Source organism: Pseudomonas sp. H3_E07 (assembly GCF_054668895.1).
Genome location: NZ_CP162795.1, coordinates 4,915,340 through 4,941,750, shown reverse-complemented (window position 1 = coordinate 4,941,750; position 26,411 = coordinate 4,915,340). Strand labels below are relative to the sequence as shown.

25 protein-coding genes are annotated in these 26,411 nt (G+C 57.4%); 13 read left to right on the top strand and 12 right to left on the bottom strand.

Annotated features, from left to right (window positions below; genetic code table 11):
* Nucleotides 1–60: 60 nt before the first annotated feature.
* From AB4O08_RS22775 to AB4O08_RS22765, 3 genes are read right to left on the bottom strand one after another with little or no spacing between them, the layout of a single operon-like run.
* The gene (locus tag AB4O08_RS22775; RefSeq protein ID WP_137205546.1) at nt 61–1,122 is read right to left on the bottom strand and encodes a lipocalin-like domain-containing protein; all 1,062 of its coding nucleotides are present in this window, start codon (nt 1,120–1,122) and stop codon (nt 61–63) included.
* A complete protein-coding gene (locus tag AB4O08_RS22770) occupies nt 1,112–3,574 on the bottom strand; it encodes an ABC transporter permease (protein WP_044287424.1) in 2,463 nt (820 codons plus the stop codon). Before AB4O08_RS22770 ends, AB4O08_RS22775 begins: the two co-directional genes overlap by 11 nt.
* A gap of 1 nt (nt 3,575) precedes the next feature.
* Nucleotides 3,576–4,244 carry an ABC transporter ATP-binding protein gene (locus AB4O08_RS22765; protein ID WP_010209278.1) on the bottom strand — a complete coding sequence of 223 codons (669 nt, stop codon included), beginning with the start codon at nt 4,242–4,244 and terminating at the stop codon, nt 3,576–3,578.
* A 276-nt stretch (nt 4,245–4,520) separates the two neighbouring features.
* On the opposite strand from AB4O08_RS22765, the gene pmrG reads away from it, so the two are divergent.
* The 3 genes from pmrG (at nt 4,521) to AB4O08_RS22750 (ending at nt 7,289) form a co-directional block, all read left to right on the top strand.
* On the top strand, nt 4,521–5,195 hold the full coding sequence (gene pmrG / locus AB4O08_RS22760) for a lipopolysaccharide core heptose(II)-phosphate phosphatase PmrG (RefSeq protein WP_010209274.1): 675 nt from the start codon (nt 4,521–4,523) through the stop codon (nt 5,193–5,195).
* Nucleotides 5,196–5,369: 174 nt separating this feature from the next.
* Nucleotides 5,370–7,025 (top strand): lipid IV(A) 4-amino-4-deoxy-L-arabinosyltransferase, encoded by a 1,656-nt coding sequence (gene arnT, locus AB4O08_RS22755; protein WP_044287426.1) that lies wholly within the window; start codon nt 5,370–5,372, stop codon nt 7,023–7,025.
* A gap of 60 nt (nt 7,026–7,085) precedes the next feature.
* Complete coding sequence (locus AB4O08_RS22750; RefSeq protein WP_080662759.1) at nt 7,086–7,289, top strand: hypothetical protein; 204 nt, start codon at nt 7,086–7,088, stop codon at nt 7,287–7,289.
* 52 nt (nt 7,290–7,341) lie between these two features.
* Here the strand turns inward: AB4O08_RS22750 and AB4O08_RS22745 are convergent, their stop codons facing one another.
* From AB4O08_RS22745 to hpaA, 8 genes are all read right to left on the bottom strand, one after another.
* A complete protein-coding gene (locus AB4O08_RS22745) occupies nt 7,342–8,055 on the bottom strand; it encodes an AAA family ATPase (RefSeq protein ID WP_010209270.1) in 714 nt (237 codons plus the stop codon).
* The gene (locus tag AB4O08_RS22740; RefSeq protein ID WP_010209269.1) at nt 8,055–8,798 is read right to left on the bottom strand and encodes a hypothetical protein; all 744 of its coding nucleotides are present in this window, start codon (nt 8,796–8,798) and stop codon (nt 8,055–8,057) included. The genes AB4O08_RS22745 and AB4O08_RS22740 overlap by 1 nt, the downstream gene beginning before the upstream one ends.
* Before the next feature lie 8 nt (nt 8,799–8,806).
* Nucleotides 8,807–10,000, bottom strand: a complete 1,194-nt coding sequence (locus AB4O08_RS22735; RefSeq protein WP_029529098.1) for a YcaO-like family protein — start codon at nt 9,998–10,000, stop codon at nt 8,807–8,809.
* On the bottom strand, nt 9,987–10,793 hold the full coding sequence (locus AB4O08_RS22730) for a SagB/ThcOx family dehydrogenase (RefSeq protein ID WP_457244364.1): 807 nt from the start codon (nt 10,791–10,793) through the stop codon (nt 9,987–9,989). Before AB4O08_RS22730 ends, AB4O08_RS22735 begins: the two co-directional genes overlap by 14 nt.
* On the bottom strand, nt 10,790–11,647 hold the full coding sequence (locus AB4O08_RS22725) for an McbB family protein (RefSeq protein ID WP_010209265.1): 858 nt from the start codon (nt 11,645–11,647) through the stop codon (nt 10,790–10,792). The genes AB4O08_RS22730 and AB4O08_RS22725 overlap by 4 nt, the downstream gene beginning before the upstream one ends.
* An 869-nt stretch (nt 11,648–12,516) precedes the next feature.
* Complete coding sequence (locus tag AB4O08_RS22720) at nt 12,517–12,747, bottom strand: HD domain-containing protein 2 (protein WP_010209264.1); 231 nt, start codon at nt 12,745–12,747, stop codon at nt 12,517–12,519.
* 149 nt (nt 12,748–12,896) lie between these two features.
* Nucleotides 12,897–15,449 (bottom strand): putative mucin/carbohydrate-binding domain-containing protein, encoded by a 2,553-nt coding sequence (locus tag AB4O08_RS22715; protein ID WP_044287428.1) that lies wholly within the window; start codon nt 15,447–15,449, stop codon nt 12,897–12,899.
* 206 nt (nt 15,450–15,655) lie between these two features.
* Nucleotides 15,656–16,516 (bottom strand): 4-hydroxyphenylacetate catabolism regulatory protein HpaA, encoded by an 861-nt coding sequence (gene hpaA, locus AB4O08_RS22710; protein WP_021491053.1) that lies wholly within the window; start codon nt 16,514–16,516, stop codon nt 15,656–15,658.
* Between the two features lie 128 nt (nt 16,517–16,644).
* Here hpaA and AB4O08_RS22705 point away from each other — a divergent pair, with 128 nt between their 5' ends.
* The 8 genes from AB4O08_RS22705 (at nt 16,645) to hpaI (ending at nt 23,879) form a co-directional block, all read left to right on the top strand.
* Nucleotides 16,645–17,310 (top strand): fumarylacetoacetate hydrolase family protein, encoded by a 666-nt coding sequence (locus AB4O08_RS22705; RefSeq protein WP_021491054.1) that lies wholly within the window; start codon nt 16,645–16,647, stop codon nt 17,308–17,310.
* The gene (locus AB4O08_RS22700; RefSeq protein WP_021491055.1) at nt 17,307–18,077 is read left to right on the top strand and encodes a fumarylacetoacetate hydrolase family protein; all 771 of its coding nucleotides are present in this window, start codon (nt 17,307–17,309) and stop codon (nt 18,075–18,077) included. The genes AB4O08_RS22705 and AB4O08_RS22700 overlap by 4 nt, the downstream gene beginning before the upstream one ends.
* 5 nt (nt 18,078–18,082) lie before the next feature.
* The gene (gene hpaE, locus AB4O08_RS22695; protein WP_460114365.1) at nt 18,083–19,543 is read left to right on the top strand and encodes a 5-carboxymethyl-2-hydroxymuconate semialdehyde dehydrogenase; all 1,461 of its coding nucleotides are present in this window, start codon (nt 18,083–18,085) and stop codon (nt 19,541–19,543) included.
* A gap of 49 nt (nt 19,544–19,592) precedes the next feature.
* A complete protein-coding gene (gene hpaD / locus AB4O08_RS22690) occupies nt 19,593–20,450 on the top strand; it encodes a 3,4-dihydroxyphenylacetate 2,3-dioxygenase (protein ID WP_010209257.1) in 858 nt (285 codons plus the stop codon).
* Nucleotides 20,451–20,465: 15 nt separating this feature from the next.
* Nucleotides 20,466–20,879: a tautomerase family protein gene (locus AB4O08_RS22685; RefSeq protein WP_047540712.1), complete on the top strand. Its 414-nt coding sequence runs from the start codon at nt 20,466–20,468 to the stop codon at nt 20,877–20,879.
* Nucleotides 20,880–20,942: 63 nt separating this feature from the next.
* On the top strand, nt 20,943–22,247 hold the full coding sequence (locus tag AB4O08_RS22680) for an MFS transporter (RefSeq protein ID WP_010209254.1): 1,305 nt from the start codon (nt 20,943–20,945) through the stop codon (nt 22,245–22,247).
* Nucleotides 22,248–22,258: 11 nt separating this feature from the next.
* Entirely contained in the window at nt 22,259–23,062 is an 804-nt protein-coding gene (gene hpaH / locus AB4O08_RS22675) for a 2-oxo-hept-4-ene-1,7-dioate hydratase (RefSeq protein ID WP_010209253.1), read from the top strand.
* A gap of 16 nt (nt 23,063–23,078) precedes the next feature.
* Entirely contained in the window at nt 23,079–23,879 is an 801-nt protein-coding gene (gene hpaI, locus AB4O08_RS22670) for a 4-hydroxy-2-oxoheptanedioate aldolase (protein WP_460114364.1), read from the top strand.
* A 91-nt stretch (nt 23,880–23,970) separates the two neighbouring features.
* Here the strand turns inward: hpaI and hpaR are convergent, their stop codons facing one another.
* On the bottom strand, nt 23,971–24,399 hold the full coding sequence (hpaR, locus tag AB4O08_RS22665; RefSeq protein WP_010209251.1) for a homoprotocatechuate degradation operon regulator HpaR: 429 nt from the start codon (nt 24,397–24,399) through the stop codon (nt 23,971–23,973).
* 207 nt (nt 24,400–24,606) lie between these two features.
* Here hpaR and AB4O08_RS22660 point away from each other — a divergent pair, with 207 nt between their 5' ends.
* Together AB4O08_RS22660 and AB4O08_RS22655 are read left to right on the top strand one after the other, a co-directional pair.
* The gene (locus AB4O08_RS22660; RefSeq protein WP_010209250.1) at nt 24,607–25,905 is read left to right on the top strand and encodes an NAD(P)/FAD-dependent oxidoreductase; all 1,299 of its coding nucleotides are present in this window, start codon (nt 24,607–24,609) and stop codon (nt 25,903–25,905) included.
* A 135-nt stretch (nt 25,906–26,040) separates the two neighbouring features.
* On the top strand, nt 26,041–26,406 hold the full coding sequence (locus tag AB4O08_RS22655; RefSeq protein ID WP_010209249.1) for a cupin domain-containing protein: 366 nt from the start codon (nt 26,041–26,043) through the stop codon (nt 26,404–26,406).
* Nucleotides 26,407–26,411: the final 5 nt, after the last annotated feature.

Genomic DNA, 26,411 nt, shown 5'->3' with positions numbered 1-26,411 from the left:
GCAGATTTACATTTGGGAATCGGCCTACACAGCGAAGAAAAGGAGCCTACGGAAACCGCGCTAGTACCCGGTCATTTCCAGGTAACCCACCCCACCTTCGAACTGCACCGGCCCCTCCCAGTACGGAATACTCAGGTTCATCCAGGCATTCGGATTGACTGCTTGGGTGGTGATGTCCAGCTGCTTTGCGGGAATTTTCAGCGACCAGCGCGTGGGAATCTTGCGGCCGTCAATCGTGCTGGTTTCCAACGGTACGAGCTGGATATCAGCGTTGTGCAGCGTCTGTGTCTGGCCTTGCGCGTCGATCCAGGTGCCCGTGAGATACCCGGTGCCGTTGGTTTGTCGCACTCGGAACAGCATCAACTGTTCGCCACGGTCCAGGTGCAGGGAGAACCAATCCCAGCCGGTCTGGCTGGCGCTCAGCGGTTGGCTGCTCCACTCGCGGTCGAGCCAGGCCGGGCCCGTGACTTGATACACCTTACCGTCGAGAGTGACGCTGCCGCTGGCACTGAAGAACGGCTGGCTGTAGTAGTACGATGCCTGGCCCTGGTCGGACTTGCGGCTGTAGCCATTGTCGCCCTGCAACACCAACGGGCGACTGGAAGTCAGGTGCAGGTCGTAGGCGAATTGCGCACCGCTGGCCTTGAGTTGCATGTCCGCCAAGCTGCTCGCGGCGCCGGGGCGGGTGACGAAATGCCAGTCGTCGATCCAGGCGTTGAATGGCTTCGCCTGGGCTCCAGCCTGGCCCACGCCGCCGCGCGCGTAGCGCTCAGCGGCATAGTGTTGGGTGGCGGAAGTCACGGCGGCGTGGCCAAGCCAAATGGTCGAATCGCGCCAGCCAGCCTGTGTCGGCCCGGCCTTGAGGGCATTGCGGAACAACGTCCATTGCACACCGAATACGTTGCCTTGTTCATCCCTGAGATTGGCGGTGACGTACCACCACTCGATCCGAAACCCCGCGTGGGGGCCATGATCCTCGGGGAAGCTGAACACCTTGCCAGGCACCACTTGGGCGAAGTCGGCCGCATCACTGCCCAAGCCGGCGAAGCTCTCCTCTGGCGCGGGCACTTTGTCGCAAGCGGCCAGTAACAGGAACGTCCACAGCAGGCACTTAATCTTCATGGGCAAACGTCCTCAACAAGTCTGCCGGACGGCTGCGGTACAACTGCCACAGCGGCCAAGCCGAAGCCAGCAACGTGGCGAGCATTGCCAGCCCGAGCAATTGCGCCAATTGCCACGGGAACACCTGCAACGGCAGACGCCAGCCAAACGCCTGCACATTGATTACGGCATCCAGGCACCAGGCCAGCAGCAGGCCCAGGGGCAACGCCAGGATCAGCGTGAGCACAGCCAACAGCCAGGTCTGGCCAAGGTTGAGCAGCATCAATTGCCGTCGCGTGACACCCAATGCCCACAGCGGCGCGAGTTGACCGAGGCGGCTCTGGCTCTGGGTCAACAGGCTGATGAACAGCGCCACACCGGCCACGCCCAGCGTCAGGCTGTTCAATGCGGCAGTGGCGGCGAAGGTGCGTTCGAACACCTGGCTCGACCAGCCTTTGAGTTGTTGCTGATCGATGATACGGCTGTCATCCAGGGCAAAGGCGCGTTGCACCTCGCGCACCAGTGGCGCCACATTTTCCGGCGCAACCCGCAGGTTGAAACGCGCCGGCGACAGCGTCGGCCAGTGGGTCAACAGGTGCGTGGAATTGACCAACATATGCCCCTTGGGGTTGCCGTAGTCGGCGTAGACCCCCACCACCTTCGGCGCCCACACGCCTTGGGGCGTGGCAATGTTTACGCTATCGCCCAGCCTCACGTTGAGCCGGCGCGCCAGTTGCTCGCTGAGCATCAGGGTGTCGCCTTGCTGCAACTGGTCCCACGGTTTATTGGCCGCTTCCAGCAGGGGCCAATGCTGGCGATAGGTCGGGTCGTCGACCACGCCAAACAGGTCCGCCGGCCAACCTTGCAGTTGCACGGCGACCTGCCAAGTGGGCAGCACGGTTTGCACCAACGGTTGCTGCGCCAGCCAGGTGCTGAGTTGCTGTGCCTGAGCCGGGGTTTGTGGGTTGAGGTACAGCTCGGCGGTCAGGCGTTGCTCCAGCCAATTGTTGAAGGTGTAACGAAACCCCGAGGTCATCGAACCCGCCCCGATGTTCGCAGCCAGGGCCAGCAACAGTGCCATTAACGCCAGGCTCAATGCCGGCAATTGTTGGCGGCAATCAGCCAGAAACCATTGGCCGAGCACCGAACGGCTGCGCCCCAACACGGCCTTGAGCAGGCCATTGAGCACCACCGGCAACCCCAGGGCGGCACCGAGCAGCAACGCCGCCATCAACACAAAACCAGCAGCCAGGCTGTTGCCCAACCACAGCGCCAGCACCGCAATCAACAGCGCCGCACTGGCCACCCAGCCTTGGCGACGCAACCAGCGTCCATGGGCTTCATGCCAGGCCTGTGCATTGGCCAGCGCCAGCAAGGGCAAACGCGCCGCCCGCCACAGGCTACTGGCGCCGGCAAGCAAGGCACCGAGCAGGCTCAAACCCAACCCCGCGCCCCACCACCAGGGGCTGAGGTTCAACTGCCCCGGTACCTCAGCGCCATACAACCCGCGCAGGCTGGCGGCCACATCCGGCAACAACAGGCTGGCCAACAGGTAGCCGCTGGCCACGCCTAACACACCGCCCAGCAATGAGAGCGCGCCCAGTTCCACGCTGAGGCTGGCAATCAACATCCGCACACTGACGCCACAGGCCCGCAGGGTGCGCAGCAGTCCGCGCCGTTGCTCCAGTGCCAGGCCGATGGCGGCATGCACGATAAATAGCCCCACTACGAAGGACAAAAAGCCCAGTGCGTCGAGGTTCAGGTGAAAGCTCTCGGTGAGGCGTGCGAGGTTATTATCCTCGCCCTGCTTGAGTTGCAGCCCGGCGGGCGCCGTGGGCTGGCCGGCAGCGAATGCCTTGTCCACCAGCAGGCGCGATAGGCGACCCGGCATCTCCAGCACCGGTTGGGCAAACCCGATATCGGTGAGCAATAGACCGGGAGCCATATCCGCTTGGATTTGCAGCGGCGGCAGGGTGTGTCCGCTCAGGGTGGTTGGCTGTTGACCTTCATGCAGCCCCAAGGCCTGCAAGGTCTGCGGTGCGATCCAGGTACGCCCCGGCGGATCGAAAAACGCCAGCATCTGCGCCTGACTCAAACGCTGCCCCGCCACCGCACCGCTGCCGGGCAACGACACCGGGTCAATGCCCATCAGTTGCAGGCGCACGTCTGGCTGTCCCTCGAGCTGCACCCGCCCCTGTACCACCGGCGACACCGGCCATCCGGCACGGCGCAATTGGGCAAAGACCTCTTGGGCGAAACTGGCGCCGTCCGGCGTACCGAGGCTGGCTTGGGGTTCGCCGCCGATCAATTGGCTGGCGCGGGCATAGCTATCACGCGCCTGGCTGTTGAGGGCTTGCACGCCGACCAGTAACGCGGTGGCCAGCCATAAGCCGGTGAGCACGCTGAAAAACTGCACAGGATGCCGCCGCCAGTGGCTGAGCAACGCGCGCAGGGTCCAATGAAAGACCGCCATGTCAGGCGACGCCCGCGGGCACGACACGACCGCGGTGCAGCACCACCTGCTGGTCCAGCCGGGCGGCGATGCGCGGGCTGTGAGTGACCATCAGCAGGCTGGTGGGGCTGTCACGCAGCAAGTCCAGCAGCAGTTGCAGCACTTCGTCGCTGGTGGCTTCGTCCAGGTTGCCGGTGGGTTCGTCGGCCAATAACAGACCCGGCCGTGACGCCAATGCCCGCCCCACCGCGACCCGTTGCTGCTGGCCGCCGGAAAGCTGTTCCGGATAGCGCTTGAGCAGATCACCCAGGCCCAGGCGCTCCACCAACTGGGCCTGCCACTGCGGGTCAAACCGCCCCGCTAATCGCGCCTGAAACGCCAGGTTGTCATCCACCCGCAGACTGCCGATCAGGTTGAACTGCTGAAACACCAGCCCGATGTCCGTGCGCCGCCAGTGGGCCAGCTGTGCTTCGCTGAGCTGATCGAGGCGCTGCTCGCCGACCTGGATGCTGCCACCGTCCACGCGGTCCAGCCCGGCCACCAAATGCAGCAAGGTGCTCTTGCCGCTGCCCGACTCGCCCATCAATGCCAGGCTGCTGCGCTCGGCCAAATGCAGATCCACACCGGCCAACACCGCCAGAGGTCCCTGGGGGGTGGCATAGCTTTTGAACACACCTTGCACCTGCAGCATGACGACACTCGTTTGATAGGGGGGCAATCGAGAATAACGGCTGCCGATCCAGGCCATGCAAATTTTTCACATGGATTTCACCGGCTAACCACCCAGCACACTTTAGATTACCGGCCATGGGTCGTTCGCCGGCAACTTGTTAGTTGCCCCGCCTGACAACTTTTTAACCGCAGCATGTTCAGCCAAAAGACAGCCTCCGTATGACAGCCTCTGGCTTCACTGTGGGCATACGCCAACACGTTGCACCTAACTAATACAACTTTGCCAACACTGCCCATGGTGACTGAAGTGGTTGACTTTACCCTGACCAAACCGCGCTCGCGATGGGTCTTTATCAAGCGCCTGCGACGCCTGTGGCTGGGGCTCTTCGTGGTGGGTTTGCTGTTCGCCGCCAGCCTGCTGTGGAACGCATCGCCAAAGGACCTGGGCATCGGCAATCGCCTATTGACCTCCCACATGCTGCCCCTGTGGCGCGACGGCGACCTGATCGTGCTGGTGCGCCACGAAGAACGTTGCGACCGTTCGACCAACCCTTGCCTGGGGCCCGTGGAAGGCCTGACGATCAACGGCAGCCAGAACGCCGAAGCCCTGGGAAAAGCCTTTAAAACATTGGGTATGGAGGGCAGCGACGTGCTGGCCAGTCCAACCATCCGCACCGCCCAGACCTTACGCTTCATGTTCGGCAAAAATGAACTGACCTCCGGCCAGCAAGCCGTCTGCGGCGCGGCCATGGGCGAAGAATTGCTCAGTCACAAAACCCCCGGACGCAACCTGGTCTTCGTCACCCACAGCGGTTGCATCGCCGACTTCGAAAGCACCCTGGGTTTTCCCCGTGCCGCGTTCCCCAAATACGGCAGCGCCTTGTTCGTGCAGGTATTGCCCAACGGAAAATTCAACACGCTGGGCATCGTCAACAGCCAGGACTGGCCCGCCGCCTTAAAACAACTCTAGACACTTTCCTGTCTGTTTGTTCAGCAAAAAGACAGCCCTGCTCTGGCATGTTTAGTTGCGCCTTTTAACTAAGGACATCATGACTATTTCCCGTAATTCAGTGAGCGCTGTGATTTTTTCTTCTACTTCATTACTTGAAAGCCCCGCAACTAAACGTCAGGGAGCGACGTTTGCATGACTCGATTAAAACCCCTGCCGATATTATTACTGGCCTTTGTCGCCTTTTACCTGCTTCCCCTGGGCCTGCACGGCTTGTGGACCCCGGACGAAACCCGCTACGCCCAGATCAGCCAGGAAATGCTCCAGAGCGGCAACTGGATAGCGCCGCATTTCATGGGCATCCGCTATTTCGAAAAGCCTGCCGGCGGCTACTGGTTGATCGCCCTGGGCCAGGCGGTGTTCGGCCAGAACCTGTTTGGTGTGCGCATCGCCTCGGCCCTTACCACCGGATTGAGCGTGCTGCTCGCCTATCTGATCGCCCGTCGCCTGTGGAAAGACCCTCGCAAAAGCTTCGCCTGCGCGCTGCTCTACCTGAGCTTCGGCCTGGTGGCCGGGCAAGCGGGTTATTCCAACCTGGATCCGCAATTCACCCTGTGGGTCAATCTGAGCCTGGTAGCCCTGTGGTTTGCGTTCGACAGCAGCACATTGCGCGGCCGTCTTTGGGCCTGGGCCGTCGTGGGCCTGGCCTGCGCCCTGGGTTTCCTGACCAAGGGTTTCCTGGCCTTGGCGTTGCCGGTGCTGATTGCAGTGCCTTACATGCTCTGGCAACGCCGCCTGGGCGAACTGCTGTGCTATGGCCCACTGGCCATGCTGGTGTGCTTGCTGGTGTGCCTGCCTTGGGCACTGGCGGTCCATCTGCAGGAACCGGACTTCTGGCGGTTCTTTTTCTGGAATGAACACATCCGCCGCTTCAGCGCCGACAACGCGCAACACGTGCGGCCATGGTGGTTCTTCCTGCCGATCATCGCAGTGGCTTGCCTGCCCTGGGCAGGGTTGCTGCCGACCACCCTGCGCAAGGCCTGGCAGGAAAAGCGCCAACCGGCGATCGCCTTCCTCGCCTTGTGGCTGCTGTTGCCGCTGGGTTTCTTCAGCTTGAGCAAAGGCAAGCTGCCGACCTACATCATGCCGTGCCTGCTGCCCCTGGCCTTGTTGATGGGGCATACGCTGGTCAACCTGATCAACAACGGCCGCGCCCGCACCCTTTGCCTCAATGGCCTGCTCAATTTCCTGATCGGCATGGCCGCCATGATCGCGCTGATCTACCTGCAAATCGCCCGGCCGCTGTACAGCAACAGCCACGCGGAGATGTTCAGCCTGTCCCTGGCGTTTATCGTGTTGTTGGTGTGGATCCTCACTAACCTGCTGCAAGCCTTCCGCCCGCTGACGCTGTGGGCGATGCCGACCTTGGGCATTGGCGTGCTGGTTATCCTGCTGCCGGCGAGCATGCCGGAGTGGATCGCAGACAACGAAATGCCCGACCAGTTTGTGCTCGAACACCTGGAAGAACTGCAACAGACCCAAGCCCTGCTGAGCAACGAACTGGGGAATGCCAGCGCCCTGGCCTGGCGCCTGAAACGCCCGGAAGTCGCGTTGTATGACACCGAGGGCGAGTTGCGTTATGGCTTGCAATACGCGGGGTCAGTACATCGCAAAGTGGGGTTGGAAGACGTGCAGGCCTGGCTCAAGGAGAAGCGCCTTATCGGATCGGTCGGCGTACTGATGCGCGTCAACAGCACCCGTGAAATGCGCGAAGCCGGGCAACTACCGCCAGGAGGCAAACGCTACTACAAAGGCTCCCTTGAACTGATCATCTATCCGCAATCGCCTTGATGGCTACGTTCTGGAAGACCGAACGCGGCGCGCTGTCCTGCAACTGGTTGATCATTGCCAATGCCCACTAGCTGGGTGGCCTCGGTCCTGGTCACTGCGTCTTCCGTACGGGATCGGCGCCTGGCTGAGCGTGTGGCGGATCTATCTGATCAACGAACAGCTGCTGTGCTGATGCTGCTGATACTGGGCGTGGTTTACCCGTGGAGCAACGGAAATGGCGGTGTGCCGCGCTTTGCCGAAGACGTTCGAACCGCGGCGCCCTAAAGCGCGCTGTGGGAGCGTGGTGTCCATTCCGCAGCCCAAATATGAGGCGGTCTTATCCTTTTGGCAGGCTGGCGGCGTGAATAAATGCCTCATCCAAGCTATTAGCGCTGTATGCATCCATGAAGCCTTGCGCATCAGTGAAACGGTTGAATTGTCTTTGACTCAACATGTAGAAATCATCGCAATGCGCAACGATCTCATCGACATTGTGTGATGAAACCAACACCGCGACACCTCCTGCCGCGGCCCCCTCCAGACAACGCCAGATGTGATAACGGAACTCTGGATCCACACCCGCAGTGGGTTCATCCAATATCACAAGGTCCGGGCTGGCGCAGAGCAGGGACAACGTAAAAAACCAGCGTTTTTCCCCGTAGCTGCAGAGTGCAGATTTTTTGTTCCAGATCTCGCCGTAACGCTCTGCGATGCCTGGGCTCCATTTTTCGATTTTATCAAGCGCATGTTGTTGGGTGACCTTGGTGTCAGAGCAAAACAGCATGGTCATTTTGAAGATGTCGAACATGCGAAATACAGGGGGTGTGCTGATGATCTGCGACAGGTAGAGCAGCTTTGAGAAGGCGTTGTTTATCGCGCCGCCATCCATTTTCTTCAGGCCGCACAGCACATCAAAAAAGGTGGTTTTGCCGGAGCCATTTGGACCGAGAAGGCCTGATATGGAGCCGGCCTCGACTGTCAGAGAAGCCTTATGAAACACGATATGAGTTCCATATCTGACATCAAGAGAATCTACAAGAAGTCCCGCCATCAGTAACGGCTCCAAACAGGGTTAATCAGTAAAAACCGGCACATCACTAAAAACAAAAACGGAAGTGAAATAATAACCACCAAGACAACCATCCCACATTCCATCACTCCGTCCAACATAATCCTATTCGCCCACCACATCGGATTAAAAAAACTGATAACCCCTAATGCCGGACTTACTGGACCCACACTCAGAATTCCAAGTGCTAACATCGTGAGGGACACAATAGAAAAAAGTGTACTCGTATTTTGAAAACCTAACGGGACCAGTGTCAGCAACAGCGAGGGAATAGAAAAAACAAGAAAACAAACGTAAAACCGTCCAATAATCACGAGATACTCGGCAACATCCACACGCCCTGAAAAAATACGGGTAAGTAAATAAAACACAGAGCCATACAATATCGACACAACTGTATATGCGAAAAACTGCCCAACCAAAAAGACAACCTTAGTACGCCCCGTATAAACAAAAGACCGAAGAAAACCACTTTCCCTCCGACCGACCATATAAAACGCCAGCCCAAACAATGCCACGTTCGATGACACAAAAGCATAGAACCACGAAGTACTGGAGAGATAATCCACAGCCGAACTATTCAGTGGCGCACGCACGTAGGTAATCAAATAGTAGGTCACCACTGGAGATATCACCGTCCAAAACAATGCAACAGGCTCTCTGAGCTGTTCTTTTATAAATAACGCCGCTAACGAGACCGGTCTCGACACACAATAAAAAACCATCACTCACCTCACGGAAACGGGACCATCACTGCTAATCTGGAGCCGAGTATCGATAACTCAAACGCTCTGGAATACTGATTTATCAAATTGAAATTCTTCGAGTTATTCATGTGAAGAAACAAATCAGGGGAGACGAATTTAACGAAAACCCCCACCACGCCATTAACCTCCTCAATTTTTGAGTAGAAATAGCCAGAGATACCCAATTGCTTTAGCACTGACAAAAAATCAGGCACTGTAAAATCCTGCAGAGACCTACGCCCTCCACACTCCAGCACATCAACAACATCTTGATAGGTCTCATAAGCATTGCAACTTAAAAAATAACGTATATATGAATCTTCAAGCTTTGATTCTTCAGAACCAGTAGCCCTGAACACATTCATGAAGCGAAAAGTCTGCCACAACTCAAGCAAAGATTTTTCCAACGCAATAGACATATCCGACGAATAAGCCATCCCAGCACAATATTTTACGTGCCGACCGTCTTTCTCTTGCCCATATACAACCAATATGCAAAACCCCGGAAATCTAGTATCAGATATATCTAAAAAGGTTATCTCCCCCGACATGGATAGCGCATTGTATAGGTGTAGAACGTCCCGCCTCACCAATAACTGCACCACTTGTTTAGAAGAAATCCGCGAACGACACGTCTTCGTTAACCAGAACCTGACAAGAAACTGGCGTTCAAGATATTCTTTTATCGCTCCTAAGAAAGCTATATCTGCGCACCAATGGAAGCTGCACCCACATGTATCCCGAAGAGGGTAGAGCACGCTATCATCACCGAGATTATAGGACGAGAGCGAAATACAGGCAGTCGGGATAAAACACGTAGAGAAGTCAGAAGCCCTGACCACCTGGCTTAAAGCAAACTTATATCCACCGATATCTGCAAGAGAGACTTTCTTATTCGACGTCTGAACGAACGCCTCCGCGAAACCGAGAGCTTCACTTTCTGACAGAGTCTCACTAAGAAACCCGCGTTTTTTTGAAAAAACCTCCCTATAAAAATGTCGGCGTTCGAAATACTCACCTATAGCAGTTTTGATCGAGTTTGAACCTCCTCCTACACCAGATCCATTCACCGAGAGGAAATCTGATATTTCTACGGCGCTTGGCAGGCCGAGCATCCCCGCAGGCTGAAAAAGAAGTACTCCGGGGAGATCCGGCTTATGCATTTCATTAATAAGCTTCATGCCGCTTACCTATAAAATGAACACACATTGGTAAAAACAGAGCCGGGTTAATTCCCAGGACTTTACACAGCATGAGGTCCGTATACGCAGACCATAGCCGAGATGACAGTCCCAAGGACTTGGCTTGCAGCTCGACAAGCATGTAAATTGAGCCAATCTCCATCAGAGCCATTCGATACCCACGATACCGATACTTGAAGAGATTTTTAGGCATATAGACCGCGTAGACTATCGCCAGACTGGGCGTCCCAATACTATTAGACGAAAACAGCAGTGCCGCCTTGAGTTCCTCTACATCAACCTGAATCTGCATCACCTCAAATTTTCGGGATCTCGGAAGCAAATGGAGTACTTTCCCGGGACAGGGCCAGGTGGGGTTGTCCTCAGTCATTGAGCAGAGGAAAACTTCGGCAGGGTACAGTGCGCCACCGCTCGGATACCCTCTTTTGCAGGATTCAATACTCCTTGATAATAATGGCCACATAAGCATCTCTACATCCGAGAACGCTAACAAGTGAGGCGAAAAGTGCTCACATGACTCAGTTCTGTACAGCGTTTTTTCTCTTTCCTCTTGGGAGACGTTTATCGTCAGCGTAAGATCCATATCGGGATAAAGGGCCAATTCATTCCCTGTCAGTTGTTCAAGGTTTTTTTCATTTAATCGGTGGAGGCTCGTGCGGCCTTTGATCGCCCCATGAAATACAAAATTACCCTTATTATGAAACTCAAGCACCTCACCGTAAACCGAGGACTCTATAAACCTTAGATAGTAATCGTGCGGAATATTTTTCATTCACGCGCCCTCAAACAATCACACATATACCAGTGCGAATTAGGCTCTTCTGAAATGTGACCATCCATTAGCCGAAGATGTGAGCTATGCAGAACGTCATCCTGATACTTATGCCCATCGTTATACTCGGTGAAGAATTTAATCTTTTTTATAACCGCACCGACAACAATCATCTCCTGATAAAGACTGAGCGCCTTGGTTGGCACACCTACATGCTTGTTTTTACAAAACGCCAAAATACTTGCCCAGTCGTTCCTTGAAGTCTTCACCAACTGATTGGGAATAAACCTGTCAACGCTACAAAAATGACACGGATTCCCTATCTCCGGGATATAAGGCTGCCCGATGCAAAAAACACTACCCATTTGCCAACAAACGCTAATGGCACTTTTAGGAGACGCACGTACGAGATCGAAATACAAGCTCTTAACACGATCATAATCATACACATAGCACAACAGTACAATAAAACACCTTAAATTCCGGACCGCTTCAACCGATTCACTTGAGAATGATCTAAACTCCAAAGACGTGGACAGCTCGCCCCTGAATAGACTTTCTATATCAACCTGACCTCCCCAATCATGGATAACAATAGTTTTCTCAAAATATATTTCCTCAACCGACCTCAGCGGGATTACTCTCTCTAAAAATGCAAAGGCATCACTTTGATTCAACCCACTTTCTGCCAACACCTCATCCAACTCGACCTTCGTCATCACCTTCGAAAGCTTTAGTTTCCGAAGCGCCTTTAACAATGGCTGAGAATGGATTTTTGAAATCCCAATATCGGAAACCAGAAGACTTTCGGTTTCAAAGTTCAGGATTTCGTAATTGGGTATGATGATATTCATTGCACGATCTCCTGTAGAGGTTTTCTGGAAAACCAGAAAACCTCATTAGGTGAGTGAATACTGAATCTACTCATCCGCCGGTGGGGGCTCTATTATCGAGTTATGGCACCCCCCGCTCCCCCCATTACACCCGCCGCCTCCACCACATCCTCCGCTACCCCCGCACCCACCTTGACTTCCCGAGGCTCCGGCGTTACCCGCGTACGGGTTGAACCCTTCCTCACTTTCAAAGCTAAAAACAAACTCCCCAAACGCTTCATTGTTCATGTCGGATCTCCAGCTTTGTGAAGCTATTGACTTTAGGTCGCTCATCAACAAGCAACAAAATCAAATCTAGTCCGACTGGAGAATCTCGCAACAACAATAAAAAATTTATGTAGGACATATAACTTATAATTTTAGGAAAATTCATTCATGAATTTCGGAATCCAAACAATTGCCAAAAATATAAAAACCGTCGCCACCCACGCATTAAAAAATCAATCTAAATAAAATTAATACGTTGCAAATCGTCTAACCAAAAGCAACAGCCAACACCAATATCGATTTTTTTTGCAAAACAGAACTTTTCTCGACAGGTGTGCAGAATAAATCCGACAAGTGGCGCTGCTTGTCTCTAAGGGTTTGCTATCTGCGCGACGCTAATACTGGCTGCTTACCCGCGTAGTAACTGCGCTCGCCGAGGATGTGCGAACAGAAGCGGCCAAACGCGCGCCGTGGCAGCAGTACCACATGTGGGGGAGCCTCTGGCGTACTTAGGCGAAGATCATGGGGTGATAACCACCCAACCAGATAATGACGAGCGGTGGTTTCATAAGCGTGAGGATGGAAGCGTGGCGTTTGTGCCAACGCTTCGATAGACAGAGGTTTCATCGGCCCGACAGGTCGATCTTCTCGCGGGTCCCCGCATCAATAAGACCGTGGAGCCTTTCAAACAAAGGATCGGCATCCGTGTAGCCTTTTCCGTAGGTCAGGTTGAATCCGTAGTCGAAACCAGGATTGAACCCGTTCATGCGCGACATACCGGCCTCGGCCGTGTCCACTCGCAAACCTGCCACCAGCGCCTGCACCGTCGGATGCTCGACCACATCCTCAAACAAGGTACGCCGTACTCAGCAAGTGTCAGGAACTCAGGTCGCTGGTCACTCGTCCTCCTGCAACACAATCGCGCGGTTGGTCACCCGTTACAGGTCGGACAAGCGCTGGGGTGAGCAACGTCGTCCAGCAAGACGTAATCCATCGAGGGCGATCAGACCTGTAACTTCCCGTCGCCGAGCGCTCGAACAACCTGTATCTGTTTCACCGGATATCGCGCTTGAGTATCGGTATTCACCAATTCAGAGCGTACCGACTCCACGTGCAGAACGCTGACCGTAGACCCTTTGACAAACGGCAGACTTACATAACTGGCCTCAGCAGGCGCAGTACCTCGTAGTTCCTGAGAGAACAGAACTTCACCTGTCGCAGTCCTCACCCATACGGCAATATAGATCGTTGAAAAATAATAGTGCGGCGCACCGGGGTGCACTTGGATAGCCACTTGCTGAGTCGCTGTATTAATATTGATTTCCGCGACCGACCTATTTTCAAGTCCAGGCTGACTCCAGGTAAAATAGTTACCCGAAACGACTGGTCCCCCCGTGTCCGCGTAAGAAATGATCAAGTCCTTATACAGGCCGATAAGCGTGTCTTTTTCGGCGCCGTCGAACGTATGGATCGCTGCGAAGACATCCATCACAGGTGCTGATCCAGCATGGAGCAATACATGCGGTGTTTTTCTGATTTCATCGGCCGCGGCTGCAATTCTGGTCTTGAGGTTATCCGCGGGCCAGCTGCCCATCTTGATATTTTTAAAACCCTGCGTTGTAACTTCTAAAAAATTATCTATTGCCTTGAGGTCAATAAATGGCTGCAACCTCGGAACTTCTCTCAGCCGAACAGGTTCCTGGTGGTGAACGTTGACAGTACAACCCGGGGCTATCGGAAACTCATACACGCCCACGAGCGCACCCACGCCCGGAAGTACCACATCGCACAATATAAAGCCATTCAAATCCCTAACAAGAACACTTGCATACGTCGCAGAACCAAAGTAAGAGTGTGGCGTGGTACTGACAACACTGAACGAAGCCCTGCACGATTCCATATCAATACATAACGTTGCAATTTTCCCATCGCCAAGTCCCAAAAAGTCAATTGTTTGGGAAGCCAATGAAGTCCCCTTCGCCAGCACGCTATCTAACTCAACGAGATTGTTCATATTGGCGGCCACTTCCACGTACGTGTAATTTTTGATGAGATTCCCACTGGTCATCGCCGGGGGCTGCAAGGTATAAACACCGATTGGCAGCCCCTTTACTTCTAACGTTGGTGAAATCACCTTAACGACCCTTGATATATTGCTACCCGTCCGAATGACAAGGGATTTGCCTTTATTTTCGAAATAGGCTCGCTCTGTCATTCTCAGTGTCACGTCGCCCTTGAGGTCGGTCTCCAGGAGGGATTTGCAATCAACAAGAGACAGTGGCGTCTTTAACTTCAGGCGTCGTTGAATGGAGGCCAGCTGTTCGGGAGGAACAACCCTGTACAAGGGGCAACAGGGTTGATAATTGGCATAGGCAGTGTTGAAGCTAACCGCATTCGTGACGTTGGCCCCCACTTGCGTCATGAACGGGCCGACATCCAGGTTGGTTCGTTCAGCCCAGCGTGTGACGAAGATATCTTCCAAAGGAAAGGTGAGGTAATTAAACCCTTCAGCGTTGGCGAGTCGTCGATAATACTGATTAAACTCGGTAAATGCAGGCTCACCGACTTTATCAATGACAAGCATAAATATGAAAAGCAACTCACTCAGGGGCCACATCGAAAGGGGGACGTCACTATCAATACGACTACGCACGGCATCAAAGGTAGCCTGAGCATTTCCCCCATACATCCAACCACGCTCATACACACTGTCGCCCATCATCTTATGCTGATAGTACGTTGCGTATATATTATTCCAAACCTCACCGGTCGGTATCGAACTATTATACATCGCTAACGTTTGATAACCGTGAGCGATCTCATGCAGCGCACACCAATTATCGGGGCGGGTATCCAGCCAACAAGGCGCGATAGTTGCTGCCACTTGGGCGGTCCAATACTGACCATAATACGCTGACCCTCCTCCGTCCTTATCAGCCTTGATAAAATAACGATTGAGAATATTTTTATCCGTAGGCACTGTTGCATCAAGCGAAATACCCGCCAACCGATTAAAATATTCAAACACATTCACATAATAGGCTTCAAGGGCGCCCAGACCTTCCGCCTGATGCAGCTCCTTGAGCCTTGACTTATCAACTGCCGGCACCAGCAAATTTGCATACGTTGTTTGAACAAGTGTAAACGCCGAGTCAGTTTCATCCCATTGCCGAAAAAACAAGTCAGCATCATCACCCGCGCGATAGGTCGGCAATACATGCTCACCCACCGCCGAATATTCAATTTGCACATCGATGGGAATATAGGGTGTACGAATAAAGGGGACCGATGCGCTAGTCACAGTAAGTGTCGTCCACTCTCCAGTGATCCTAACGTAGGTTTCCGTCGATCCGCTATCATTCAGCATATCCAACTCTAACACGGTGTCCATTGGACTCGATCGACGAATTGAAAAGCTGGCACCGGCAGGCAACGCAATGCCCAGCGACTGGCGATCATGGTAAATACCTTTGCTAAAGCCGGTCCCAAACAACCAGGACGGATACTCTAACGTATAAGGCTTGTACGTTTTCACACTATCCTTTAACTCGATCATTTCAACACTCGCACAGTGATTCGCCCATCCAAACTTAAGCCGAAATCAACTGCGCAGCGACTGTTATAAATGACAGTTTTTTATAATTAGTTCTTTGCCCCCTTAAAAGAAAAGCATCTAAAGAATGGTTTAAGGGTGCTCCCACAGGGACCGCACTTAAACCGTCAGATTCAGCGGCGCCGTTGAGTTGGGCGGCGCGTTGCAAGTCAGCGCAAGCCCGACTGCCGCAGCCGATACTCCCCCGGCGTCACCTGCGCATACCGAAGGAAAAACCGGCTGAAGTACGCCGGATCCTTGAAGCCCAGCTGATAGCAGATTTCGTTGGCGGAGCTACCGGTGAACAACAGCAGGCGCTTGGCTTCCTGCATCAGCCTTTCCAGGATCAGGCGCTTGGAGGGCAGGTCGGCAAGGCGCCGGCACACATCATTCAGGCGTGCCTCGGTCACGCCAATTCCTTCGGCATAGCGTGCCAGCGGCCAGTGTTCCAGGTAGTGGGCCTCGATCAGTTCGTTGAAGCGATGGAAGATGCGCAGGTCTTCATGGCGGGTCGGCTGCGCGGGCAGTGAGTGAACGCACAGGCGCAGCAGGCGAATCATGATCAGCCGCGTGAGGCTGTCCAGCGCGGCGGCACGCCCTGCCCTCGCGCCGTTGATCTCTTCGTTCAACTCTTCGAACAACCGATCCAGCCCCTGGTCACCCGCCGTCAGCGCCACACAGGCGGCGCCGGAGGCCAGGCTGGGGTCGGCATCGATCAATCCCCACACCAGCTGCTGGCGCACCGTCAGCACATGCCCGTCGGCATCCGCCTCAGTGACAAAAGCGTGGGGCACCGTGGGCGGCGTCAGGAAGAACATCGGCCCGGACTCCACGTACTGGCGGTCGTCCAGGTACACCCGCACCGCGCCGCTTTTCACGTAATGCACCTGGAAAAACCGATCATGCCGATGCACCGGCATGTTGCGCCCGAAAAAGCCCGCCAGGTTGCCGAGCTTGTCGTAATGCACCTCGGCATCGCTGTAACGCTGGTCGTAGACCTGTCCGATGTTGATGTTGGGGATCGGCTTCACGTGGCTCTCTTCTTGTTGTTTTGAGGCTGACCGATTTTGCCACGCTTGACGGTAGTTAACATATTAATTATAACGTTAACAACTTAACGAACTGCCTATGCAGCAGTCGTCACCGTCAGGAGAAACGCATGAGCCGTACCCTGCATGATGTTGCCAGCGGCACCCTGTTCGGCGTTGCGCTGAACTATCAGGGTTTGCTGGACCAGCATCTCGCCGCCTTCCAGCAGGCGCCCTACCAGAAGCCGCCGACCAAGCCGGTATTGTTTATCAAGACCCCGAATACGCGTAATCAGCACGACGCGGTGGTGCTGCATCCCCAGGGTGAACGCCTGCAACCCGGCCCTGCTTTAGGCGTGGTGATTGGCCTGCGGGCCAGCCGCGTCAGCCTGGAAAATGCCATGGCCCATGTGGCTGGTTATGTGGTGGTCAACGAGTTCAGCCTGCCGGAAGACAGCTACTACCGCCCCGCCGTCAAAGCCAAATGCCGCGATGGATTCTGCGCACTCGGGCCGCATTTGATCCCGCGCGACCAGGTGGCCAACCCCAATCAACTGAGCCTCAAGCTGTGGGTCAACGGCGAACTGCGCCAGGAAAACTCCACCGCCCATTGGGTCCGCGATATTGCGCAATTGATCGCCGAAATCAGCGAATTCATGACCCTGCACCCCGGCGACGTGCTGATCACCGGCACGCCCGAAGGCCGTGTGGACGTGCTGCCGGGGGACAAAGTTGAAGTCGAGATCAGTGGCGTGGGCCGCCTGGTCAATCATATTCAAGCGGAGACCCCAGCATGAAACGCGCGCGCATTCGCTTTGAAAATGAAATCCACGCGGTACAGGTCGAAGCCGACAACGCCGTGCGCCTGGACGATGGACGCCTGCTCGCCGAGGATCAGGTCGAGTGGCTGCCCCCGGCCACCGGCAACATGTTCGCCCTCGGCTTGAACTACGCCGACCATGCCGCCGAACTGGCCTTCACCCCGCCCACGGAACCGCTGGCTTTCATCAAGTCCGTCGGCACCTACACCGGCCACCGCCACGTCACCTGGCGCCCGGACAACGTCGCCTACATGCACTACGAGTGCGAGTTGGTAGCTGTCATCGGCAAGGCCGCGCGCAACGTCAAGCGTGCCGACGCCCTGGACTACCTGGCCGGCTACACGGTGTGTAACGACTACGCGATCCGCGACTACCTGGAAAACTACTACCGCCCCAACCTGCGCGTGAAAAACCGCGACGCCACCACCCCGGTCGGCCCGTGGATCGTCGACGTGGCCGACGTGCCCGACGCAGGCAACCTGACCCTGCGCACTTGGATCAACGGTGAACTGCGCCAGGAAGGCAGCACCCGCGACATGATTTTCGACATCCCCTACCTCATCGAATACCTGTCCAGCTTCATGACCCTGCAACCCGGCGACATGATCGCCACCGGCACGCCCGAGGGCCTGGCCGATGTGGTGCCCGGCGATGAAGTGGTAGTGGAAGTCGAAGGCGTGGGCCGCCTAGTCAACCGGATTGTCAGCGAGGCGGACTTCTTCTCCGCCCGGAAAGAGGCGTAATCAGCATGATCAAACATTGGATCAACGGCCGTGAGGTCGAGAGCAAAGACACCTTTATCAACTACAACCCGGCCACCGGCGAGGCGATTGGCGAAGTCGCCAGCGGCGGCGCCGAGGAAGTCGCCCTGGCCGTCGCCGCGGCCAAGGAAGCCTTCCCCAAATGGGCCAACACCCCGGCCAAGGAGCGCGCACGCTTGATGCGCAAGCTCGGTGAGTTGATCGAGCAGAACGTGCCGCACCTGGCCGAGCTGGAAACCCTCGACACCGGCCTACCGATCCACCAGACCAAAAACGTGTTGATCCCACGCGCTTCGCACAACTTCGATTTCTTTGCCGAAGTCTGCACGCGCATGGACGGCCACAGCTACCCGGTGGACGACCAGATGCTCAACTACACCCTCTACCAACCGGTGGGCGTGTGCGGGTTGGTGTCGCCGTGGAACGTGCCGTTCATGACCGCCACCTGGAAGACCGCACCGTGCCTGGCCCTGGGCAACACAGCGGTATTGAAGATGTCGGAACTGTCGCCATTGACCGCCAATGAACTGGGGCGCCTGGCAGTGGAAGCCGGGATCCCCAACGGCGTGCTCAACGTGATCCAGGGCTACGGCGCCACGGCCGGCGATGCACTGGTGCGCCATCCGGACGTGCGGGCGATTTCCTTTACCGGCGGCACCGCCACCGGCAAGAAGATCATGCAGACCGCGGGCCTGAAAAAATACTCCATGGAGTTGGGCGGCAAGTCGCCGGTGCTGATCTTCGAGGATGCCGACCTGGAACGCGCCCTCGACGCGGCGCTGTTCACCATCTTCTCCCTGAACGGCGAACGCTGCACCGCCGGCAGCCGCATCTTTATCCAGGAAAGCGTGTACCCGCAGTTCGTCGCCGAATTCGCCGCACGTGCCAAGCGCCTGATCGTCGGTGACCCACAGGATCCGAAGACCCAAGTCGGCTCGATGATCACCCAGGCGCATTACGACAAGGTCACCGGCTACATCAAGATTGGTATCGAGGAAGGCGCTACCCTGCTCGCCGGTGGCCTGGACCGCCCGGCCAATCTGCCGGCGCACCTGAGCAAAGGCCAATTCATCCAGCCAACGGTGTTTGCCGATGTGAACAACAAAATGCGCATTGCCCAAGAAGAAATCTTCGGTCCGGTGGTGTGCCTGATCCCCTTCAAGGACGAAGGCGAGGCCCTGCAACTGGCTAACGACACCGAGTACGGCCTGGCCTCCTACATCTGGACCCAGGACATCGGCAAGGCTCATCGCCTGGCGCGCGGGATTGAAGCCGGCATGGTATTTATCAACAGCCAGAACGTGCGCGACCTGCGCCAGCCGTTCGGTGGCGTCAAAGGCTCCGGCACCGGGCGTGAAGGCGGCCAGTACAGCTTCGAAGTGTTTGCCGAGATCAAGAACGTGTGCATTTCCATGGGCAGCCATCACATCCCGCGTTGGGGTGTGTAACCCGCGACAATGCGCACTCTAATAAAAACAACTATTCAGGAGAATCATCATGGGCGAAGTGGTCCTGGCGGCGAAGATCTGCCACGTACCGTCGATGTACCTGTCGGAACTGCCCGGCAAGCATCACGGCTGTCGCGAAGCGGCGATTGCCGGCCACAAGGAAATCGGCCGCCGCGCCCGTGAGTTGGGCGCCGACACGGCAGTGGTGTTCGACGTGCACTGGCTGGTCAACAGCGGTTATCACGTCAACTGCGGCGAGCAGTTCCAGGGCACCTACACCAGTAACGAGCTGCCGCACTTCATCAAGAACATGGACTACGCCTACCCCGGTTGCCCCGAGCTGGGTGCACTGATCGCCGCCGAGGCCAACGGGGCCGGCGTGCGCAGCATGGCCCATAACATCCCGAGCCTGGAGCTGGAATACGGCACGCTGGTGCCCATGCGCTACATGCACATGGGCGTGCCGGAGGACGAGAAATTCAAGGTCATTTCCATCGCCGCGTGGTGCGCCTGGCATCGCCTGGAAGACAGCTTTGCCTTTGGCGCCGCCGTGCGCCGGGCCATCGAAAAGAGCGACCGCAAGGTGCTGGTGTTGGCGTCCGGTTCCCTGTCGCACCGCTTCTCGGATGACCGCCAGGCCGAAGCAAACATCCACAACTGGACCCGCGAGTTCGACAAGCAGATGGACCTGCATGTGGTGGAGATGTGGAAGCAAGGCCGCTTCAAGGCGTTCTGCGCGATGCTGCCGGATTACGCCGAGCACTGCTTCGGCGAAGGCAAGATGCACGACACCGCCATGCTCCTGGGGCTGCTCGGCGGACCGGATTATGCCAAGCCCGCAGAGATCATCACGCCGCCGTTCGGCAGTTCGGGCACCGGCCAGATCAACGCGATTTTCCCGTTGTAAACCTGGGAGAAACCCATGCCGCACTTCATCGCCGAGTACACCGACAACATCGAACGACAGGCCGACCTGCCCGGCCTGTTTGAAAAGGTCCACCGCGTGCTGGGAGACAGTGGCGTGTTTCCCTTGGGCGGTATCCGCAGCCGCGGCGTACGCCTGGACACCTGGCGCATGGCCGACGGCAAGCACGATTACGCCTTCGTACACATGACCCTCAAGGTCGGCCACGGTCGCGACCTGAGCACGCGCCAAGCAGTGGCCGAGGCCGTGTTTGCGGTGATCACCACGCACTTCGCCGAGCTGCAGGCGCAACGCCTGTTGGCGCTGTCGTTCGAAATGGTCGAGCTGCACGCGCAGCTCAATTTCAAGCAGAACAATGTGCATGCGTTCCTGAACAACCCGACGGTCTCCACCGATCACGCAACCCCGTAGGCGCTGGCAAGCCAGCGCCTACGGGCCTCCTCCCACGGCCTCTCAGACAAAAAGTACAACATCATGAGCACAGCCCAATCGACTGCCAGCCGCGTGCTGGCCGAGCACGACCGCACCCATCGTTCAGTGACCTGGCGCCTGATGCCGCTGTTGCTGGTGTGTTACCTGTTCGCCCACCTGGACCGCATCAACATCGGCTTCGCCAAGATGCAGATGAGCAGCGACCTGCATTTCAGCGACACGGTGTACGGCTTCGGCGCCGGGTTGTTCTTTATCGCCTATGCGTTGTTTGGCGTGCCCAGCAACATGGCGCTGGACCGCGTCGGCCCACGGCGCTGGATCGCCAGCCTGATGGTGGTATGGGGGCTGCTGTCCACCGGCATGCTGTGGGTGGAGAGCGCCCGTGGTTTCTATGTGCTGCGCTTTCTGCTGGGGATGGCTGAGGCCGGATTTTTCCCGGGGATCCTGGTGTTTCTCAACCGCTGGTACCCGGCACGCCGTCGTGCCCAGGTCACCGCGTTGTTTGCCATTGCCGTGCCCATGGCGGGCGTGCTGGGCGGGCCGTTGTCGGGAGCGATCCTCGAACATTTCCATGATGTGGGCAGCCTGCGCGGCTGGCAGTGGATGTTCCTGATCGAAGGTCTGCCGGTGGTGCTGCTCGGGCTGGTGGTGCTCAAGTGGTTGCCGGACGGCTTCGACTCGGTGCACTGGCTGACGGCCGAGCAAAAGCGCCAGTTGCAGACCCAACTGCGCAGTGAGGAACAGCGCAAGACCATCACCTCGTTCGGCGGCATCCTGCGTGACCCGCAGGTCTGGCTGCTGGTGGCGGTGTATTTCGCGGTGATGCTGGCAGTGAACACCCTGGCGTTCTGGATGCCCACGCTGATCCACGGCGCTGGTATCGGCCGCGACAGCCAGGTCGGCCTGCTCAGCGCCTTACCGTACCTGGCCGGATGCTTTTTCATGATCGGCTGCGGGCGTTCTTCCGACCGCCACCGCGAACGTCGCTGGCACCTGTGCGTGCCGCTGCTGATGGCTGCCGTCGGTATCGCCGTGGCGGGCCTGGCGCCGGGTAATCCGCTGCTGGTGATGGGTGGGCTGATCGTCGCCGGCATGGGCGCCAGTGCCGCATTGCCGATGTTCTGGCAACTGCCGCCGGCGTTTCTCTCCAACACCACCCAGGCAGCGGGTATCGCCATGATCAGCTCGTTCGGCAGCATCGCCGCGTTCCTCGCGCCCTACCTGATCGGCTGGATGCGTGACGCCACCCAGAGCGCCAGCTTGGCCCTGTACGTACTCGCTGTATTTATCGCCCTCGGCGGCCTGCTGGTGCTGCGCACCCACGCTGCCATCGTCAACCCCCGTTAAGGACCCTTGCCATGCTCGACTCCCAGCAAATTCTTGCGGCCGCTGCCAACCTGGACCGCGCCGAACGCAGCCGCGAACAAGTACGCCAGTTCTCCCTCGACTATCCAGGCATCACGATCGAAGACGCCTACGCGATCCAGCGCGCCTGGGTCGCGCAGAAGATCAAGGACGGGCGCACGCTCAAGGGCCACAAGATCGGCCTCACGTCGCGGGCCATGCAGGTGTCGTCGAACATCACCGAACCGGACTACGGCGCGTTGCTCGATGACATGTTCTTCGACGAAGGCAGCGACATTCCCTTCGAACGCTTCATCGTGCCGCGCGTGGAAGTCGAGCTGGCGTTTATCCTCGGCAAACCCCTCAAGGGCCCGAACTGCACGGTGTTCGATGTGCTCGACGCCACCGAATGGGTGATCCCGGCGCTGGAAATCATCGACGCACGCATCCAGCAGGTCGACCCGCAGACCAACGCAACACGCAAGGTATTCGACACCATCTCCGACAATGCCGCGAATGCCGGTGTGGTGCTGGGCGGTCGCGCGGTGCGGCCAACCGAGATCGACTTGCGCAAAGTGCCGGCTGTGCTGTACCGCAATGGTGTGATCGAAGAGTCCGGCGTTTCGGCTGCCGTGCTCAACCATCCGGCCAAGGGCGTGGCCTGGCTGGCGAACAAACTGGCGCCCCATGACGTAACCCTGCTACCAGGGCAAATCATCCTCGGTGGTTCGTTTACGCGCCCGGTCGCCGCCCGCCCTGGCGATACATTCCACGTCGACTACGACCTGCTCGGCTCGATCGCCTGCCGCTTCGTCTGAACCCTGGAGGATTGTCATGAACATGCCCGTCAACCGCTTCAAACAACGCCTGCGCAACGGCGAGGTACAGATCGGCCTGTGGCTGGGCCTGGCCGATGCCTATTGCGCGGAGCTGGCTGCCAACGCTGGTTTCGACTGGTTGCTGATCGACGGCGAACACGCGCCCAATCACCTGCAAGGCATGCTCGCCCAGCTACAGGCCGTGGCGCCCTACCCCAGTCAGGCGCTGATTCGCCCGGTGATCGGCGACAGCGCGCTGATCAAGCAACTGCTGGACATCGGCGCCCAGACACTGCTGGTGCCCATGGTCGAAAGCGCCGCCCAGGCCCTCGAACTCGTGCGAGCCATGCGTTATCCGCCCCAGGGGATTCGTGGAGTAGGCAGCGCGCTGGCGCGGGCGTCGCGCTGGAACAGTATCCAGGGCTACCTCAACCAGGCGGATGATCAGATGTGCCTGTTGGTGCAAATCGAAAACCTTGAGGGCCTGGCGAACCTGGATGAGATTGCCGCCGTCGAGGGCGTGGACGGTGTGTTTATCGGCCCGGCGGATTTGAGCGCGTCGATGGGGCATCGCGGCAATCCTGGGCATCCCGAGGTGCAGGTAGCGATTGAAGACGCCATCGGGCGCATCGTGCAGTCGGGCAAGGCGGCAGGGATTCTGAGTGCCGATGAAAACCTGGCGCGGCGCTATATCGAATTGGGCGCGACGTTTGTGGCGGTCGGCGTGGACACCACGGTGTTGATGCGCGGGTTGCAGGCGTTGGCCGGCAAGTTCAAAAGCGTTCCCACGCCAACCCACGCCGGTAGCGTGTATTAACCCCCTGTAGGAGCCGGCTTGCCGGCGATGGCGATCTTGAAGACGCTATCGCCGGCAAGCCTGCTCCTACATAGGGTTGTGCGGTGCTGACTCAACGCTTGATGTTGATGTTCTTCAAGTCATCCAGCAGACCCAACAGGGTCTGCAACTTCTCTTCGCCCAACTGATCCTGCAAACGCTGGTAGTTGGCCTCCATGCACTGGCTCATGGACTCGAAACTGGCCTTGCCCTTGTCGGCCAGGGTCACCAGTACCCGGCGCTGGTCTTGCTCGGCTTTGCGCCGGTGCACCATACCCGCGGTTTCCATGCGCACCAATACGCCGGTCATGCTCGGCTTGAGGATGCAGGCCAGTTCCGCCAGCTGGTAGATCTCCAGCTCACCGTACTGTTCAAGGATGCGGATGATCCGCCATTGCTGTTCCGTCAGGCCGTGTTCGTTCAAGGACGGGCGGAAGAAACTCATCGCGGCTTCGCGGGCTTGCAGCAGGGTCAGGGTCAGGGACTGGCGAGGTTTGAGCATAGGAATCAGGGTCACGACGTATTTAGTTAATAATTTAACGAAACTCTAGCATTCCCTGCCAGCGAGCGCGCTATAACTTGTCTATCGCACCGCCCATGGCGCGCAGAATCAAAAGCCTGGGCACGCAGGATCAAGACTTCCATCCCGCCAGGGCCCCTAATGGAGGCATCCGCTTTAGAGCCTTCCTTCACCTTTTCAGGCTGCGCCATGATCAACATCGAAACCCCGACGTATTACACCGCCACCAAGAAATACAACCTCAGCTTCCCGACCCTGGAACAGGACATCGACGCCGACGTCGTGGTGATCGGCGGCGGTTTCTCCGGCATCAACACGGCCCTGGAACTGGCGGAAAAAGGCATCACCAATATCGTGGTGCTCGAAGCGCGCTACCTCGGTTTCGGCGGCACCGGCCGCAATGGCGGGCAGATCATGGCGGGTATCGGCCACGATCTGGAAAAGATCAAGAAGGACGTGGGCGAAGACGGTCTGCGCCAAGTGTTCGAGATCAGCGACCTGGGCGCCGACATCATCAAGAACCGCATCGCCAAGTACAACATCGACGCTGACTTCTGCCACGGCTACGGCTACATGGGTTTCAACGCCCGCCAGGAAAAAACCCTGCGCGCCTGGGAAAAGGACTTCAAGTCGGTCAACAGCCAGCACGAGATCCGCTTTCTCGGCGGCTCGGACGTGCAGCAGATCATCGGTTCCAAGGCCTACAGCAGCGCCCTGCTGCACATGGGCGGCGGGCATGTGCACTCGCTGAACCTGCTGTTGGGCGAAGCCACCGCACTGGCCAGCCATGGCGTGCGGATTTTCGAGAACAGCCCGGCGCTCGAAGTCAGTTATGGCGAACGCATCACCGTGCGTACCGGCCGCGGCTCGGTGCGCGCGAGCAAGCTGCTGTGGGCCTGCGACAGTTTCCTCAACAAGCTGGAGCCGGAGCTGCACCGCTCGACCATCAACACCTACGCGTTCCAGATGATGACCGAGCCGTTGTCCGAGGAACTGATCCAGCGCATCAGCCCGATTCGCGGGGCCTACAGCGACATTCGCCCGGTGATCGATTACTACCGCGTCACCCACGAGAACCGCCTGCTGTTCGGCGCCGCCACGCCGCTGGTGGAGCATATTCCCGGCGACCTCAAGGCCTGGAACCGCACCCTCATGCTGAAGATCTTCCCCTACCTCAAGGACGTGAAGATCGACCTGGCCTGGGGCGGCCCCATGGCGTGCAGCCCCAACCTGTTCCCGCAGGTCGGCACCTTGCCGGGGCGCAGCAACGCGTTTTTCGTGCAGGGCTACTCCGGCTTCGGCGTGACGCCCAGCCACATCATCTGCAAGGTCCTGGCCGAAGGCATGAGCGAAGGCTCGGCGCGCTATGACCTGGTCAGCTCGATTCATCGCCCGACCATCATCGGCAAGGACGCGATCCGCCCCTTGCTGCTGACGGCGGGCAAATCCTGGCACCAACTGTCCGGATATTGGAACGGGCGCCGCTAAACCACCCCCCTGTAGGAGCGGGCTTGCCCGCGAAAATCGTTAACGATAACGCGGGCATTCCGATTGATCGCGGTGCCATTGCGTTTTTCGCGAGCACGCTCGCTCCTACATTTTGTCCTCATCAGGAGCAACGCCATGACTCTCACGACCCTCAAGCACAACATCCCGCTGTCGGAACTCGACGCCTGGGGCACTGTGGCCGACCTCGGCTCGCAGATTCTCGAAGGCGAAGTGCGTGCCTTCGGCAAGATGACCTTCGGCGCGCCCACCGACCCGGTCAGCAGCGCCTATTTTGGCACCACCCAGGGCAAATTCCGCATGGTCTACCCCTTCGCCGAACACGCCACGGTGGTGACCGGCGAAGTGCGGCTCACCGACGAGTCCACCGGCCAATCCACGCACTACAAAGCCGGTGACAGCTGGTTCGTGACCAAGGGCACGCCGGTGTTGTGGGAAGTGCTCACCGAAAGCTTCGTCAAACACTACTTCGCCGTCGTATAAAGGAG